Raw genomic sequence first — 13,131 nt, forward strand, 5'->3', positions numbered from 1 at the left:
GATGGCCGCCCCACACCTCATTCGACTTATGATATAGAATAGACCCTTCGAAAACCACAACCATTTAGATTATAGGGATAATCTGAAGAGTCGCGATGAATGCGGCAACGGCCATAACGAGGACAAGATGGCAATGCCAGCCGCGCCAGAAGCGGATGATAAGGAAGCAGCGGCCCGGACAACAGCATCGACAGGCCACAAAAGGTGAAGGCCACCGCGTATTACGCGATGGCCTTCATTGGCGCGCCCGGAAAGACTCGAACTTCCAACCCTCAGATTCGTAGTCTGATGCTCTATCCAATTGAGCTACGGGCGCTTTTCGATCCGAAGCGATGTGCCCCGGCGAGGAGGCGGAACTTACACAAAGCTCCGACGCCCTGCAAGCACAAAATTCATCTTTTTTCGTCACCCTCCCCACCCCCCAAACGCTATGGATACGGCGCGGCTTGAAGTACCACCAATCGAAATGCGGGCTTGTGGCAACGTGGCTGATTGCGTAAAATCCGCCCCAAAGTTTCCGGGGGGACGCGCGCCTATCACCGTCCTTAAGCCATGGCCGTGCCCCTGGCGGTCTTTGTCCGAACCGGCGAACCTAAAGGATCTGCTAATCCAATGGCCCTGAATAAGACCCACGCCGCAGCATTCTGCGCGGCTCTCCTCGCAGGCGGATGCACATTCGCCGAGGATGCGCTGTTTCCAGGAACGGCGAACTCGGGCCAGTCGGCGATCAATGCCGAACAAATGTCCAATGACGGCCCGCCGGCCCTTGGATCGTCCAGCTTCGACCCGGTCGGCGTTACCCCCGGATCGTCCAGCGGCACCTATGTCGGAGCCAAAGCGGCGACACTACGCAACGATTTGCAGGGGCTCCAGGCGACCCTGGGGCGGCAGAACCAGACCCTTCAGCAGATTCGCGCCGAGACCGTGCAGGACTCCCAGCGCTATCACGGCACCGTTGCCGCCATCAATGCTCGCCTTCAGGTCGGCACCACGCCGGGCAACCCGATCCTGAACCAGCAATGGAATGCGGCACAGAACGAGTTGGATCGGATCACTGACGACGTTCTGAAGATGAACCGTTTGACCAACGAGGTCACCGCATCCTCGACGATGGCGGGCTATCTGCTTGAATCCGTCCGTGCCGCCCGCTCGCTGTCGGGCGCGATCGATGAAGATCATCGCCAGCTCCGCATCCTTGAGGACGAGACCAACCGTACCGTCGTGATGGTCGAGCGCCTGCTGGGCGAGCTGACCGACGATGCGGTTCGTCAGCAACAATATGTCGCCTCGGAAAAGCAGAACCTCAACACCCTGGCGCTCGGCATCAAGAACGGCGCCCTGTTCGTCGGCAGCCTCAGCAACCAGCCCAACTCCAGCTTCACCGCACCGGCTCCCCGCATCGCGGCTGCGCCTAGCGAACAGCCGCTGGTCACGATCAGATTCGACAAACCCAACGTCAATTACGAACCGGCCCTGTATGCCGCGGTCAAAAGCGCACTGGACCGTCGCCCGAACGCCACCTTCGATGTCGTTGCCGTCGCTCCGGTCGGAGCGAATCCTGGCCAACAGACCGTTGCCGCCGGAAACGCCCGCCGCAACGCCGAATCGGTACTGCGTTCGCTCACCAACATGAACATGCCGGCCAGCCGGGTCCGGGTTAGCTCAAGCACCAGCCCCTCGGCCAGTGCCAGCGGCGAGGTCCAGGTCTTCGTCCGCTAGACTCGAGACGCGACAACACAAAGCCCCGATCCGTTTGCACGGACCGGGGCTTTTTCTTTGGTCGAATACGCAAATCAGGTCACAGAATGCGGAGCACGAAGACTCCGCACGCCGTCCTTACATCGCCCGACGAGGCTCGGCAGCGGCGGCAGCGGTCTGGACCGACTTTTGCAGCTTCTCGAAGGCCCGAACCTCGATCTGACGAACTCGCTCGCGTGAAATGCCATACTGGCGGGACAGATCGTCGAGAGTGGCAGGCTCCTCGCTAAGACGGCGGTGAGTCAGGATCGCCCGCTCGCGCTCGTTGAGGCTGTCCAGCGCGGAAGTAAGGAAGCCGCGACGGCGCCCCAATTCCTCACGCTCACCCAGCTCGGTTTCTTGATCCTCGCGGTCGTCAACCAGCCAGTCCTGCCACTCCCCCTCCCCTTCGGCCCGCAACGGGGCATTAAGAGAATGGTCGGGGCTGGACAAGCGCCGGTTCATATTGACGACTTCGTCCTCGCTAACATCAAGCTTGGCAGCGATTTTCCCAACGATCTCGGCGGGAAGGTCACCCTCCTCGATCGCCTGCATCTGCCCCTTGAGCTTGCGAAGGTTGAAGAACAGCTTTTTCTGCGCGGCGGTGGTCCCCATTTTCACCAGGGACCAGGAATGAAGGATGTATTCCTGGATCGCAGCACGGATCCACCACATCGCATAAGTGGCAAGACGAAAGCCGCGATCCGGGTCAAAGCGGCGCACCGCCTGCATCATCCCGATATTGCCCTCGGAGATCATCTCGCCGAGCGGCAGACCATAGCCGCGGTAGCCCATCGCGATCTTGGCGACCAAGCGCAGATGACTGGTGATCATCCGTTCGGCGGCGGCAAGATCGTCATTGTCGCGATACCGCTTGGCCAGAAGGTACTCCTCCTCGGCCGGCAGCATCGGATATTTGCGGATGTCCTGAAGATAGCGCGTCAGGTTGCCCTCGGGGGCGAGCGACAGGGTCGAAGCGATTGCCGACATGCTCACGTCTCCTCTTCCGGTGTGGAGGGTTTTCCCTCGTTCACGGGGCAATGCACCGACAAGCGCTACTGCCCTACTCTCACCGCTCACTGTGAGACGATAATGCCATAGCCAATGGGTCAAGTATAGTGTTTTCTATATCCGCTCTAAAATTTTGATCAAAGCATTGATATCCGTAGGTATGGCACTTTCAAAGGAGAGCGCATATCCTTTAGTAGGATGCTGGAACCCTAGCAAAAAGGCATGCAAAGCTTGGCGAGGGAATGCGGTCAATGCCGCGCGAGCATCATCGGGGACGGACGCCAAACGTCCTAGCCGGACTCTACCATAAGTCTTATCCCCAACCAACGAATGACCTATGCTAGTCATATGAACTCTGATCTGGTGCGTTCTCCCTGTTGCCAGACGACACTCAACCGAACTGACGCATCCGCCGAGGTAGGTCTGCAACACATGATAGCGCGTCAGCGCCCTCTTCCCGCCCCCCGAGACAATAGCCATCGTCTTTCGGTCGCGCGGATTGCGTCCGATATTCCCCTCGATCTCCCCCTTCGATGGGGACGGCACCCCCCAGACCAGAGCACGGTAGGCCCGTTCCAGACTATGGGCGGCAAACTGTTCCGACAGTCCGCGATGGGCCGCGTCGGTCTTTGCCGCCACCAATAGCCCGCTGGTGTCCTTATCCAAACGGTGAACAATTCCCGGTCGGCGGACGCCGCCGATCCCGGCCAGGGACTCGCCACAATGAGCCAGCAGCGCATTGACCAGAGTGAAATCAAGGTTGCCTGGCGCAGGATGAACCACCAGCCCCGGCGGCTTGTCGATGACGATCAGATCCTCATCCTCGTGAACCACAGTCAGGGCAATATCCTGCGCCTCTGGGATCGCGGGCGCGTCGGGGGGAACACTGACCCGGCAGGACTGGCCGGGTTTGACCCGGTGGGAGGGGTCGAGTATCGTCGGCCCATCAAGGCTGACTCGTCCGTCTTCGATCAGCCCTTTGATACGGCTTCGCGATAGATCGAGCAGCCGCATCGCCAGCCATTTGTCCAGACGTTGGCCAGCCTCGTCGGGCGAAACCGGCTCGGGGGTGTACAGTCGTGAATTCGTCTCGTTCATTTCGCTATCATCGCCGATCCCGGCGGCGGCCGCGACCGGGTAAATCAGGGAATCAAACATGAAAGCGCTGAAAGCGTTGGTGATCTTCTTGGGTGTATTGATCGTCGCTGGCGTGGGGCTGGTGATCTATGGCGTTTCATCGAAGGTGGGCCCCAAATCGACACCCCCGGTCACGACCGGCGCGACAACCGCACTTTCATCGACAAATTTCGGCTCCGTCGATGTTGCCCTACCCAAGGGCGCGACGATCGAACAGGTTTTTGCCGCCGGAAACCATATCATCGTCCGCATCGGCACCGACAAAGGGATCGCCGACCGACTGATCGTACTTGATCCGGCCCGAGGCCAAGTGACAGGTAGCTTTGTCTTTGTCGCGACACCAGAGACCAGCGCCACGCAGTGATCATTCTCGACGCCACCGATCTGGCCGGAATCGCCGCCGCCGCCGAAGCTGCTTTCCCCGCTGAGGGCTGCGGCCTTCTGATCGGCAGCGGACAGGAAATCGTGCGAGTCAGCAGAGTCATTGCCGCCAATAATCTGGAACGTGAACGACGGAACGACCGGTTCGAACTCGACCCAAGCGTCCGTTTCGCCGCAGAACGGAGCCTACGCGGCGGAGCGGAGCGAGTCGTCGGACATTGGCACTCTCACCCCAATGGCAGATCCCACCCCTCGGCCGAGGACATCGCCCGTGCATTCGAGCCGGACTTGATCTGGCTGATCATAGGCGTCATGTGCAACGACGATAAACTCCCGCACGCTCACGCCCCCCTCGCCTACCGCCTCAACGCCGAGGCGGGGACGATACGCCCGGAACAACTCCACATCCGGTCTTCCCTCTAAAATAACGCTTGCGTTCCCCCGGCGATTCCGCCATAAAACCGCACCGCGCCTCCTAACGTCCCCATCGTCTAGAGGCCTAGGACACCGCCCTCTCACGGCGGCAACCGGGGTTCGAATCCCCGTGGGGACGCCAGCGATTTCAATGACTTAAGGCCGCTCGAAAGAGCGGCCTTAGTCGTTTTACGGCAATGGTACGGCATGAGACCAACCCCGAGCCGGATTATCATCCACCCCCAACCGAACAGCCCTCTGAGCTTGGTTCCGCTCGATCCCAAGGTCGCGGACGGCCGCATTGATGCCTCCAGGTTGTTGACCTGCCTTTCTGGTCTGATGCGGCGCAAGTTGCGCCGCATCATTTTCAGACGAACCGAACCGCCTCGGCTTTCGCCTGAGCTATGCTGGAATCTGGGTGACGAGCCCGATCAGGCGGCGGTTTGAGAAACGGCCTCGGGGTTCTGGACACCGTCAATGAATTTGATGCCACTGATGAGCTTGGGCAACTGATTTTCGCCCTTGAGACGACGCCAGGTTTTGGCGGCGGCCATGACCAGCTTGAAGACCATCAGCTTGGCGGTCGTCGCCGACAAAGCCCCCTTGGTCCGGACGGTGCGGTGCCGGACGGTGGCAAAGACGCTTTCAATGGGATTGGTCGTGCGCAGATGCACCCAATGCTCGGCAGGGAAATCGTAGAAGGCCAGCAGGGGCATCCGGTCCTTTTCGAGGCATTCGACCGCCTTGGGATATTTGGCGCCGTATTTGGCGGCGAAGACATCGATGGCTTTCTCCGCCGCCGCCCGGTCGGGCGACATCCAGATCTCGGCGAGGTCCTTCTTCATGCCGGGCTGGACGGATTTGGCCGCCTTGTTCAGGATGTTGCGGGTCTTGTGCAGCCAGCAGCGCTGTGGCGGGTCGAGGGGAACACCTCGTCCATCGCTTTCCAGAAGCCGAGGGCGCCATCACCGATGGCCAGTTCCGGAGCGATGGCCAAACCGCGAGCCTTCAGATCGACCAGCAATTCCCGCCAGCTTTGGGTGCTCTCGCGAACGCCGACCTGGAACCCCATCAGCTCCTTGCGACCTTCCGGGGTGGCGCCGATTAGCACCAGCATGCATTCGGCGCTGTCTTCCATCCGGGCCTGAAGATAGACCCCATCGGCCCAGACATACACATAGCGGCGCGCTGACAGGTCACGCTTCTGCCAGCGTTCGTATTCGCCCGACCACTCCGCCGTCAGCCGGGAAATCACTGCGGGCGACAAGCCGGGGGCCTCCTTGCCGAGCAGAGCCGACAAGACCTCCTGGAAGTCGCCGGTCGAAATTCCGCGCAGATACAAGGCCGGCAACAGTGCATCCAGGCTCTTGGTCCGCCGCGCCCAAAGCGGCAGGATCGCCGAGGTGAAGCGGATCTGGTCCGCGCCGCTGGTGGCGCCCCGGTCGCGGAGCTTCACCCGCGACACCGCCACCGGTCCGATCCCGGTCTGGAGGCTCCGTTCCGGGCCATGACCGTGGCGCACCACCCGGTCACGCCCATCGGCCAGCTTGCAAGCTTTCATCTCGGCCAGGGTGATGTCGGGAGTCTGCTCTACCAGCCCCAGGATCTCTTCGGCCAACGCCTCCATCCGGTGCGAATGACGGTCGCCGCCACGCGGCCTCGACACGGCGTGTCCTTCCGATCGCCAGCGGCTCACCCATTTGATCGCCGTCGAGGCGGCAACCCCGAATCGCTTCGCGGCGGCCCGGCACGATTGCCCGCTTTCGACCGCCCAGATCACACGCTCTCGGAGATCGCGGGAAAGGGATGTCGCCATCAGGGCTGGCCTCCTTCACCAGCCCAAATCTTGAATCACATTTTGCGAGTAATTTAGGAATCCTTTAATGATTCCATATGAATGGATGATGCTCTAGTGCTTGCCGTTGGACCCTATGTTCGCCCCCTGAAACGGGTGGCGAACATAGGGTCTAGTAGGGCAAAAGTAAGGCAGGTGGATAAAGGTGCCCTACTGCGCCATCGACCAGCACACCAAATAATCGACGGAAAGAGGCCCGACAATCAGGCCTGCTAAGAGCACCCCGATGGAAACCCACTGGTGCCGCCAGCACCATGCGACGACCGTTGCCGCGAGGTTGCAAAGTCCGCTTGCCAACGCGGAGAAGAAATAGATGCGTGCAGATTTATAGTTGCATGCCCCGGCAAACGGCCCCTCCGTCGCGCCAATGGGAAATTGGGGATCCATATATGGATCTGCCGCGGTAATGAGGAGCAGCGCGGCATTTATCCCCCCCAAGAAAAAAAGAGGCCAAAACAACCAGCGGCGGATACGGTCCATGGCATTCTACTCCCGGAGGCCACCGCCCCCCGGGTCGCCTTGTTTTCCAGATTAAGTCAACGATTGTAGCGAACGCGGACCGTCACATCCTTACCCAAGTTTCGGAAATAGCCTGCGAACTCACCCATTTTTCCGGTCAAATCAACACATCCGGCCGAACCTGGCTGCCAACCACCATGAACCGAGAAGTTATCTCGACCTTTGGTGTCTGTCCCTTTGCTCGGTTCGAGCCAAACCCGTTCAGTGCCCCAAACGGGAACACTGCCCGGCCAAGCACCATGTTTTCCAGGCTTGATTACCCCAAGCACTGCGTCTCTCGGGCCGATTTTCTGGTAGTTATCCTGCCTCAAAACCCACTCACCTTCGGGAAGGGGCCCGTTATCCTTATCTCCCTGATGCTCCGCTCCCTGATATCCCGGACGGCCTAAAACCGCCGGCCAGTTCTTGATCACCTTGCCGTTTTCAACGGCCTTGAATTCCTTTCCGTCGAATTCAATGGTCACCAACGGATGAAGGTCGGGGGCCGGCTTCATCGGCCCACCCTCTCCCGACTCAGGTTTCCCGAGAACAGGCGGGGAGGTTTCTGGCGGTACCGGAGCTGGCTTGCTCTCTGGGGGCTGCGTGGCAGGCGGTGTCGGCGGAACCGGTTGCGGCGCGGGAATGACGATATCGGTTTCTCCAGGCTTGGCGGGTGGAATGGGGCCAGGGGTGACGGTTGGGGGAATGGGAGCAGACAGGACGCTGGCATCTCCAGATCCTTCCGGCTTCTTTTCCGGCTCCGCCCCGTCAGCCCCGCCTTGTCCATCTGGGTGGCAAACCTCGCCGCCAGCGCAGGATTCTTCTCACCCATGATCTCGTGCACGGCGGCAAGATAGGGCATGGACTGGGCTCGGTTGCGGCCGATCTCGCCCCGGAAATGGGTGACGGCATCGGTGTAGTCGCCCTTGCCCAACAGCGCGTCGGCCATGTTGCCCGCCGCCCAGCGGTCGGCGCCTTGGGCAGAACCGAACGGGGCTTTGGGGGCGGCGGCGATCCGCTCCTCCTCGGTCGGTTCACGGAAGCCTTCGCCCAAGGGGGCAAGGCGATAGGGTAGCATCTCGCCGGTGGCCTTGTGCAGTTCGCGGCGCAGGGTCTCGGCCTTGGCGCCGTCGATCTTTTGGAAACGCGCCAGCAGGTCGGCCACGTCGCCGCGCCCCTGGTCACCGTAATTGTCGATGGCCCGCTTCAGCATGCGCACGGTCTGGCTGGGATCGGAATCACGCAGCAGCATCTCGGCATAGCCCTGGTTGGCGTCGATGCCTTCCTGGTTGATGGTGTGGCCCTGCAACAGACGATCCCAGTCATGGGGAGACGGCAAGGTGCCGGTAATCCCGCCCTGCTCCGGCCAGTCGCCCTTGGGACCGCCCCAGAAATTCTGGGGTTGCGCGCCCGGATTGCCCGCGTGTTGTCCTTGCACCTCGCCGCCGCCCAGCAGGCTGCCGATCTTGCCGATGGTGGGGCCACCCGGCTTGAGGCCGCCGTCCACCTCCAGGCCTTTATCCTTCTGGAAACTGCGGATGGCCTGATCCAGGTTGGCATTGTGCGAGCCGCTGGGGCCGTCGCCGGTCAGCGGCTTGTAATAGCCGGCATCGCTCAGGAAGGTTTCCACCTTGGCGACGTCGGGGCGGAAATTGTCGGCGCCGCTGCACCCCACCGTGCCATGCAGGGGAACGGGCTGGGGCCAAACAGATCCTCGACCAGAGCGCCATCCTTCCACGCCTTCCGGAAGGCGGGCATGGCGGGATCGTCCTCGGCCGAGGCGCCGGCCCCCAGCGACGAGGCGGGCCGTTTCGGCCGCGTGGTGAAGAAGGATTGGATGTCCTCGAACATCGGTGGTGCTCCCTTCGCTACAGGCACGAAAAAGCCCGGTGCCGTTGCCGGCGCCGAGCGAAATTCGGGCATAGAAAGCCCGGATGGCGGGAACCGTCCGAGCGTGGCTGTGGTGGTGATGGCACTCAGGGGAGCAAGGTGGTGATCGCCCCGTTAATCACGTTTTGTTCTTGCGTAGACGTTGTGCCACAGCCCCGGCAGCCCGGTGGAAACGGGGAAGGTCCGGTAATAGGAATGGGTGCCGATCGACGGAGCGGCCGTCATGAGGCGCAAAGCCGACATCAAATTTCCATTTCAGCTCGTCAGCGTCGGGATTTGTCCAGCGGTTATTTCTAAAATATTCTAAATAATTTCAGATACATATCACCCCTCCGATAGCAACCGACGCCCTGCCTTCCTGACGAAGGCGGGGCGTTTCGCCTTTGGAGGAAACCATGATGACAGGGGAGTTTCTGTCCTCGCCCGAAATGGGCGAACTGGCCAAAACCATGGTCAAGGTGCAGCGGGCCTTGGCGCCGGTGTGCAAGGACGCTGAAAATCCGTTCGTAAAATAGCACTATGCCACGCTCAACGCGGTGATTGATGCCTGCCGGGATGCCCTGATCGCTCAGGCGGTTTGGGTGGTTCAGGTGCCGGTGGCGGTCGAGGTCGGGCATTTGGGGCTGATGACCAAGCTGGTTCATGGCGAGTCCGGGCAGTGGCAATCGTCCCTGATGGTGATGCCGCTGCCGAAAAACGATCCGCAAGGGTATGGCTCGGCTCTGACCTACGCGCGCCGCTATGGCCTCGCCACCCTGGTCGGGCTGGCGAGCGAAACCGATGACGATGGCGAAGCGTCCATGCCGACACGTAATCGCGCCAAGGCTGCCGATAAATCCACACCGCCTGCGGCGTCCCAACCGAACGCTCCGGCGGGGCTGCCGAAGATCGACGGCATCGACTACCAGACCGTCGCCGCTTCCAACGGCAAAACCTGCGTCATTGCCAGCGGCAATGCCCGCGAGAAGCGGCCTTTGCTGGAGCAGGCGGGATTTCGCTGGGACGGCAATCGCAAATTGTGGTGGCGCTACGCGGCCTGACGGAGGAAGCCATGTCCGACACTTCACGGGCGGCAGCCTTGCTCGCCCAGGTGGCGCGCGGTTTGGTGCGCCATGGCCGCGAAGAAACCGTCCGCACCCTCGGGGATTGCCGCACCGATATCGGGCTGTCCGACGTGGGGCGGGCGATCACTTGCCTGCGCGCGGCAGTGCTGAACAAGATCGGCGGCAAGCCCACCGAGACCCTGCAACGACAACTGGTTTTGCAACGAGGGCACTGGTTGGAGGCCGGATTGATTCCGGCCTTCCGGGCCAATGGGGCCACGCTGATGTCTCAGTTGGAAATCAGCATAACCCCTGGCGACGTGCCGATCCGTGCTCTCCTGGATCTTACCTTGGTGGCCGATGGTGTCGTCCGGGTGCAGGAACTGAAAAGCACGGCCCGCCTGCCGGATGTTCTCAGCCCTGGTTACGAGGTCCAGCTTTATGGGCAGATCGGCTTGCTCTATGCCTATTGGAACCAGCCGGTATTCGGTGCCGAGGGCTTGAGCCAGCGCACCTTCCCCCAACTCGTCCAGGCTCTGTTTGGAATTGTCCTGCCGGATACGCCCGAGAGGGTGGATCTGGAAGGCTGGGTTTTGTGCGTATCGATGAACGACGCCAAGGCATTCGGTCCCTATGGACCGGATGCCAATATGACGGATTTGGTGCTGAAAACCGCAGAAACCCTGTGGCACGCAATGCGGCAGGAAGATTCGAACCTTCCCATTTGCCCAGGCTTTCACCCCCTGTGCGATTGGTGCGACCAAACCAAGTTGCGGGTGGAACTGACCAATCGCCTTGGTCCCGATGACGCCGACGCGCTGCTGGAGCGAATCACCACCAACGGCAACGACTATGACCGTTTGACGGTCTCTCCCCTCAAATAAGATAGGAAAGACCATGATCGACGTGAACAACGTGGAATCGTTCCTTGATTCCCTGGCGAAGCAGGGCATCCTTATCCCTGCGGAATACCGGACCAAAATATCGGCCCGGCTCAACGACATCATCCAATACGAGCCGATGGTCGGGGTCTTCGGCAAGACCGGCGCGGGCAAGTCCAGCCTGTGCAATGCCCTGTTCGGCCGGGACATATGCCCGATCAGCGACATTGCCGCCTGCACCCGCACGGCCCAACAGGTCAGGCTCAACCTTGCGGGCAAGGGCCTGACCCTGCTCGACGTTCCCGGCGTGGGGGAAAGCGGTGATCGTGACGCCGAATATGACGCGCTCTATCGGCAATGGCTTCCCAAGCTCGATCTGGTGCTGTGGATCGTCAAGGCCGATGATCGCGCCCTGGCCGTGGACGAGGATTTCTTCAAGCGTCTGGTCAGGCCGTATCTGGATGTCGGCAAGCCCTTCTTCGTTGTCCTCAACCAAGTGGACAAGATCGAGCCGTTCCGGGAATGGGACGAAAAGGCGCGTCAGCCGGGCTCCCGCCAAACGGCCAACATCAAGGAAAAATGCCGCGTGGTGGCGGGGGTCTTCGGCCTGCCTCTCGGTCAGGTTCTGGCCGTTTCCGCCGCAGAGAAATATGGCTTGGTGGAACTGGTGGACGGCATCATTCACGTCCTGCCTGCCGAGAAGCGGATCAGCGTGCTGCGCGAGGTGCAGAGGGAATACCGCTCAGAAAAAGCAAAGAGGGATGCCGAGAAGGGGATTCTCGACGTGATCGTTGAGGTCGCCGGAAAGGCGCTTGCCAAAGCGGTAGATTGGGTTGCCGGTAAGATCGGCAGCGTCTTGAGAGGCTGGTGGTGACGCCCGTGACGCTGATCGTCAAAGTCCGCCACGAAGCGCCGGTCGAGGAATTGATCCGCAGGATCATCGGCGCTGGAGCCGCAACGATGGTGCCTCGCATTCCCACGATGTGCAGGTGGTGTTCCTCGGCAAAAGCGGCTACGGCAAGTCCTCGATCGTCAATGCCATGGCCGGTCGGAGACTGATGGAAACCAGCGACGTTGCCGCCTGCACGCGGGTTGTGCAAAGCGCGGAATACGAATTGCGGATAGGAAATTATCTCTCTGAGAAAATCGGACGTTGTGGTTTACCTTGTCCGTGCCGACAACCGGGATTTCAGCATCGACCAGGGGGTGTTCACGAGGCTTTTTCGACAAAACGGCCAGCGGGAAAATGTGATCATCGTCATCAATGGGTGCGACAAGATCGACCCCATCCACCGGCAGGCCGGGCGAGACCCGAGCCCGCTTCAGCAGGAAAACATCGGCCGAAAAATCAGCGATCTCAGGAGCGTGTTTCCGGGGATCGCACACTTCGTCCCGTGCCGCGCCGAAACCGGATGGAATCTGGAAATGCTGGCACAGACCATCATGCGCGTCCTGGCCCGCAGCAACGGCATCACGCTGTCGGCTTCTCCCCTCAGCAAAGAAACTGCCAGGGGTTGAACAAGCGAACGTTTGTCCTTTCGAAATCCGCCACATTGCGCGTTGCCACCGTCATGCCGTGAACCAGGGCGGTGGCAGCGATCATGGCATCCCGCTCGCTTCGGGGATCGGGAACGTGGAGGGAGGCGCACCGCTGGGCCACGGCCAAATCCACCGGCAGAATGCGGTCGGCGAAGGAACGCACCACCTGCGTCTCCATCCAAGCCCTCAATAAAGCCGCCTGAGAGGCGTCCCGCCTTTCAACCTGGAGGATGCCGATCTCCAGCTCCATGATGGTAATGGCCGACAAGAACAGCGTCCCGGCGTCCAGTGTGGACGCCCAGGCAACGACCCCTTTGTCGGCCCGTCCCGATTTCACCCTGCGCAACTCGGAAACAACGTTGGTGTCGAGCAGGAACATCAGGTCAGGTCCGCCGGTCGCACGACAATCTCGGCCTTGCCGGGCTCGAACGCGATGTCGGGTTCCGCGTCCATGGACAGAAGGTCGATAATGCTGACGCCCTTCCCGGTAATGCGCTGATATTCCTCAATGGTCAGCAACACATGGGCCGCCCGCCCTCGATCCGTGATGAAAACAGGACCAGCCTGCGCGGCCTTCTTGGCACGGCCAACATCCTGGTTGAAGTCCCGGCTTGAGACGGTGGTGATGGGCATGGCGGCTTCTCCCTAAGGAAACGTAGACACGTTACTACATTTGGCGGCGGCAACGCCAGTCCGCAATCCCATCGTGGAGATCGGCTACCTGTAAAAGGGTGCGGGAAAACGC

At 60.9% G+C, this 13,131-nt stretch carries 15 protein-coding genes, 2 tRNA genes and 4 pseudogenes; 10 read left to right on the plus strand and 11 right to left on the minus strand.

The features are described 5' to 3' along the window. Positions 1 to 239: 239 nt before the first annotated feature. Positions 240 to 316, minus strand: a tRNA-Arg gene (locus PHAMO_RS05250). Between the two features lie 296 nt (positions 317 to 612). Here PHAMO_RS05250 and PHAMO_RS05255 point away from each other — a divergent pair. Beyond that, positions 613 to 1,719, plus strand: coding sequence for a hypothetical protein (locus PHAMO_RS05255; protein WP_002727135.1), 1,107 nt, complete (start codon positions 613 to 615; stop codon positions 1,717 to 1,719). A gap of 117 nt (positions 1,720 to 1,836) precedes the next feature. Here the strand turns inward: PHAMO_RS05255 and rpoH are convergent, their stop codons facing one another. Then, complete coding sequence (rpoH, locus tag PHAMO_RS05260; RefSeq protein ID WP_002727142.1) at positions 1,837 to 2,727, minus strand: RNA polymerase sigma factor RpoH; 891 nt, start codon at positions 2,725 to 2,727, stop codon at positions 1,837 to 1,839. A gap of 135 nt (positions 2,728 to 2,862) precedes the next feature. Further along, positions 2,863 to 3,906, minus strand: a complete 1,044-nt coding sequence (locus PHAMO_RS05265; protein ID WP_002727161.1) for an RluA family pseudouridine synthase — start codon at positions 3,904 to 3,906, stop codon at positions 2,863 to 2,865. Between PHAMO_RS05265 and PHAMO_RS05270 the strand changes: the two genes are divergently transcribed. The 4 genes from PHAMO_RS05270 (at position 3,905) to PHAMO_RS05285 (ending at position 5,127) form a co-directional block, all read left to right on the plus strand. After that, on the plus strand, positions 3,905 to 4,249 hold the full coding sequence (locus PHAMO_RS05270; protein ID WP_002727162.1) for a hypothetical protein: 345 nt from the start codon (positions 3,905 to 3,907) through the stop codon (positions 4,247 to 4,249). The two genes, PHAMO_RS05265 and PHAMO_RS05270, sit on opposite strands and share 2 nt — an antisense overlap. After that, complete coding sequence (locus PHAMO_RS05275; protein WP_002727163.1) at positions 4,246 to 4,689, plus strand: M67 family metallopeptidase; 444 nt, start codon at positions 4,246 to 4,248, stop codon at positions 4,687 to 4,689. Before PHAMO_RS05270 ends, PHAMO_RS05275 begins: the two co-directional genes overlap by 4 nt. Before the next feature lie 57 nt (positions 4,690 to 4,746). Continuing rightward, a tRNA-Glu gene (locus PHAMO_RS05280) sits at positions 4,747 to 4,822 on the plus strand. Between the two features lie 65 nt (positions 4,823 to 4,887). Next, on the plus strand, positions 4,888 to 5,127 hold the full coding sequence (locus PHAMO_RS05285) for a hypothetical protein (protein ID WP_040566201.1): 240 nt from the start codon (positions 4,888 to 4,890) through the stop codon (positions 5,125 to 5,127). Here PHAMO_RS05285 and PHAMO_RS05290 read toward each other — a convergent pair. The 6 genes and pseudogenes from PHAMO_RS05290 to PHAMO_RS19690 form a co-directional block, all read right to left on the minus strand. Next, a pseudogene (locus tag PHAMO_RS05290) lies at positions 5,112 to 6,307 on the minus strand (IS256 family transposase). The gene PHAMO_RS05285 and the pseudogene PHAMO_RS05290 overlap by 16 nt on opposite strands. Before the next feature lie 42 nt (positions 6,308 to 6,349). After that, positions 6,350 to 6,496: pseudogene (locus tag PHAMO_RS19965) on the minus strand (helix-turn-helix domain-containing protein); the annotation flags it as partial. A gap of 189 nt (positions 6,497 to 6,685) precedes the next feature. Next, on the minus strand, positions 6,686 to 7,015 hold the full coding sequence (locus PHAMO_RS05295; protein ID WP_002727166.1) for a hypothetical protein: 330 nt from the start codon (positions 7,013 to 7,015) through the stop codon (positions 6,686 to 6,688). A gap of 56 nt (positions 7,016 to 7,071) precedes the next feature. Further along, positions 7,072 to 7,548 carry a L,D-transpeptidase family protein gene (locus PHAMO_RS05300; RefSeq protein WP_002727167.1) on the minus strand — a complete coding sequence of 159 codons (477 nt, stop codon included), beginning with the start codon at positions 7,546 to 7,548 and terminating at the stop codon, positions 7,072 to 7,074. Beyond that, the gene (locus tag PHAMO_RS18340) at positions 7,545 to 8,663 is read right to left on the minus strand and encodes a peptidoglycan-binding protein (RefSeq protein ID WP_162136948.1); all 1,119 of its coding nucleotides are present in this window, start codon (positions 8,661 to 8,663) and stop codon (positions 7,545 to 7,547) included. The genes PHAMO_RS05300 and PHAMO_RS18340 overlap by 4 nt, the downstream gene beginning before the upstream one ends. After that, positions 8,648 to 8,884: a hypothetical protein gene (locus tag PHAMO_RS19690; protein WP_002727169.1), complete on the minus strand. Its 237-nt coding sequence runs from the start codon at positions 8,882 to 8,884 to the stop codon at positions 8,648 to 8,650. The genes PHAMO_RS18340 and PHAMO_RS19690 overlap by 16 nt, the downstream gene beginning before the upstream one ends. 569 nt (positions 8,885 to 9,453) lie before the next feature. Between PHAMO_RS19690 and PHAMO_RS05315 the strand changes: the two are divergent. The 5 genes and pseudogenes from PHAMO_RS05315 to PHAMO_RS19970 form a co-directional block, all read left to right on the plus strand. After that, positions 9,454 to 9,963, plus strand: a pseudogene (locus PHAMO_RS05315) (ERF family protein); the annotation flags it as partial. Between the two features lie 11 nt (positions 9,964 to 9,974). Then, positions 9,975 to 10,850, plus strand: a complete 876-nt coding sequence (locus PHAMO_RS05320) for a hypothetical protein (RefSeq protein WP_002727175.1) — start codon at positions 9,975 to 9,977, stop codon at positions 10,848 to 10,850. Positions 10,851 to 10,863: 13 nt separating this feature from the next. Further along, positions 10,864 to 11,721: a GTPase family protein gene (locus PHAMO_RS05325; protein ID WP_002727176.1), complete on the plus strand. Its 858-nt coding sequence runs from the start codon at positions 10,864 to 10,866 to the stop codon at positions 11,719 to 11,721. Positions 11,722 to 11,839: 118 nt separating this feature from the next. Next, positions 11,840 to 11,950 (plus strand): annotated as a pseudogene (locus tag PHAMO_RS20365) (GTPase); the annotation flags it as partial. A 52-nt stretch (positions 11,951 to 12,002) separates the two neighbouring features. Continuing rightward, positions 12,003 to 12,365 carry a hypothetical protein gene (locus PHAMO_RS19970; RefSeq protein WP_040566203.1) on the plus strand — a complete coding sequence of 121 codons (363 nt, stop codon included), beginning with the start codon at positions 12,003 to 12,005 and terminating at the stop codon, positions 12,363 to 12,365. Here the strand turns inward: PHAMO_RS19970 and PHAMO_RS05335 are convergent. Continuing rightward, positions 12,340 to 12,765 carry a type II toxin-antitoxin system VapC family toxin gene (locus tag PHAMO_RS05335; protein WP_002727180.1) on the minus strand — a complete coding sequence of 142 codons (426 nt, stop codon included), beginning with the start codon at positions 12,763 to 12,765 and terminating at the stop codon, positions 12,340 to 12,342. The genes PHAMO_RS19970 and PHAMO_RS05335 overlap by 26 nt on opposite strands. Next, positions 12,765 to 13,019 carry a type II toxin-antitoxin system Phd/YefM family antitoxin gene (locus PHAMO_RS05340; RefSeq protein WP_002727181.1) on the minus strand — a complete coding sequence of 85 codons (255 nt, stop codon included), beginning with the start codon at positions 13,017 to 13,019 and terminating at the stop codon, positions 12,765 to 12,767. Before PHAMO_RS05340 ends, PHAMO_RS05335 begins: the two co-directional genes overlap by 1 nt. Positions 13,020 to 13,131 lie beyond the last annotated feature (112 nt).

It is taken from the genome of Magnetospirillum molischianum DSM 120, assembly GCF_000294655.1.
Classification (GTDB): domain Bacteria; phylum Pseudomonadota; class Alphaproteobacteria; order Rhodospirillales; family Magnetospirillaceae; genus Phaeospirillum; species Phaeospirillum molischianum.

What these genes read in the sequence shown, in the direction of transcription:
- PHAMO_RS05255 (WP_002727135.1), top strand. Translation starts at nt 613, where the DNA reads ATGGCCCTGAATAAGACCCACGCCGCAGCATTCTGCGCGGCTCTCCTC.
- rpoH (WP_002727142.1), bottom strand. Translation starts at nt 2,727, where the DNA reads ATGTCGGCAATCGCTTCGACCCTGTCGCTCGCCCCCGAGGGCAACCTG.
- PHAMO_RS05270 (WP_002727162.1), top strand. Translation starts at nt 3,905, where the DNA reads ATGAAAGCGCTGAAAGCGTTGGTGATCTTCTTGGGTGTATTGATCGTC.
- PHAMO_RS05265 (WP_002727161.1), bottom strand. Translation starts at nt 3,906, where the DNA reads ATGTTTGATTCCCTGATTTACCCGGTCGCGGCCGCCGCCGGGATCGGC.
- PHAMO_RS05285 (WP_040566201.1), top strand. Translation starts at nt 4,888, where the DNA reads ATGAGACCAACCCCGAGCCGGATTATCATCCACCCCCAACCGAACAGC.
- PHAMO_RS05295 (WP_002727166.1), bottom strand. Translation starts at nt 7,015, where the DNA reads ATGGACCGTATCCGCCGCTGGTTGTTTTGGCCTCTTTTTTTCTTGGGG.
- PHAMO_RS05300 (WP_002727167.1), bottom strand. Translation starts at nt 7,548, where the DNA reads ATGAAGCCGGCCCCCGACCTTCATCCGTTGGTGACCATTGAATTCGAC.
- PHAMO_RS19690 (WP_002727169.1), bottom strand. Translation starts at nt 8,884, where the DNA reads ATGTTCGAGGACATCCAATCCTTCTTCACCACGCGGCCGAAACGGCCC.
- PHAMO_RS05320 (WP_002727175.1), top strand. Translation starts at nt 9,975, where the DNA reads ATGTCCGACACTTCACGGGCGGCAGCCTTGCTCGCCCAGGTGGCGCGC.
- PHAMO_RS05325 (WP_002727176.1), top strand. Translation starts at nt 10,864, where the DNA reads ATGATCGACGTGAACAACGTGGAATCGTTCCTTGATTCCCTGGCGAAG.
- PHAMO_RS05335 (WP_002727180.1), bottom strand. Translation starts at nt 12,765, where the DNA reads ATGTTCCTGCTCGACACCAACGTTGTTTCCGAGTTGCGCAGGGTGAAA.
- PHAMO_RS05340 (WP_002727181.1), bottom strand. Translation starts at nt 13,019, where the DNA reads ATGCCCATCACCACCGTCTCAAGCCGGGACTTCAACCAGGATGTTGGC.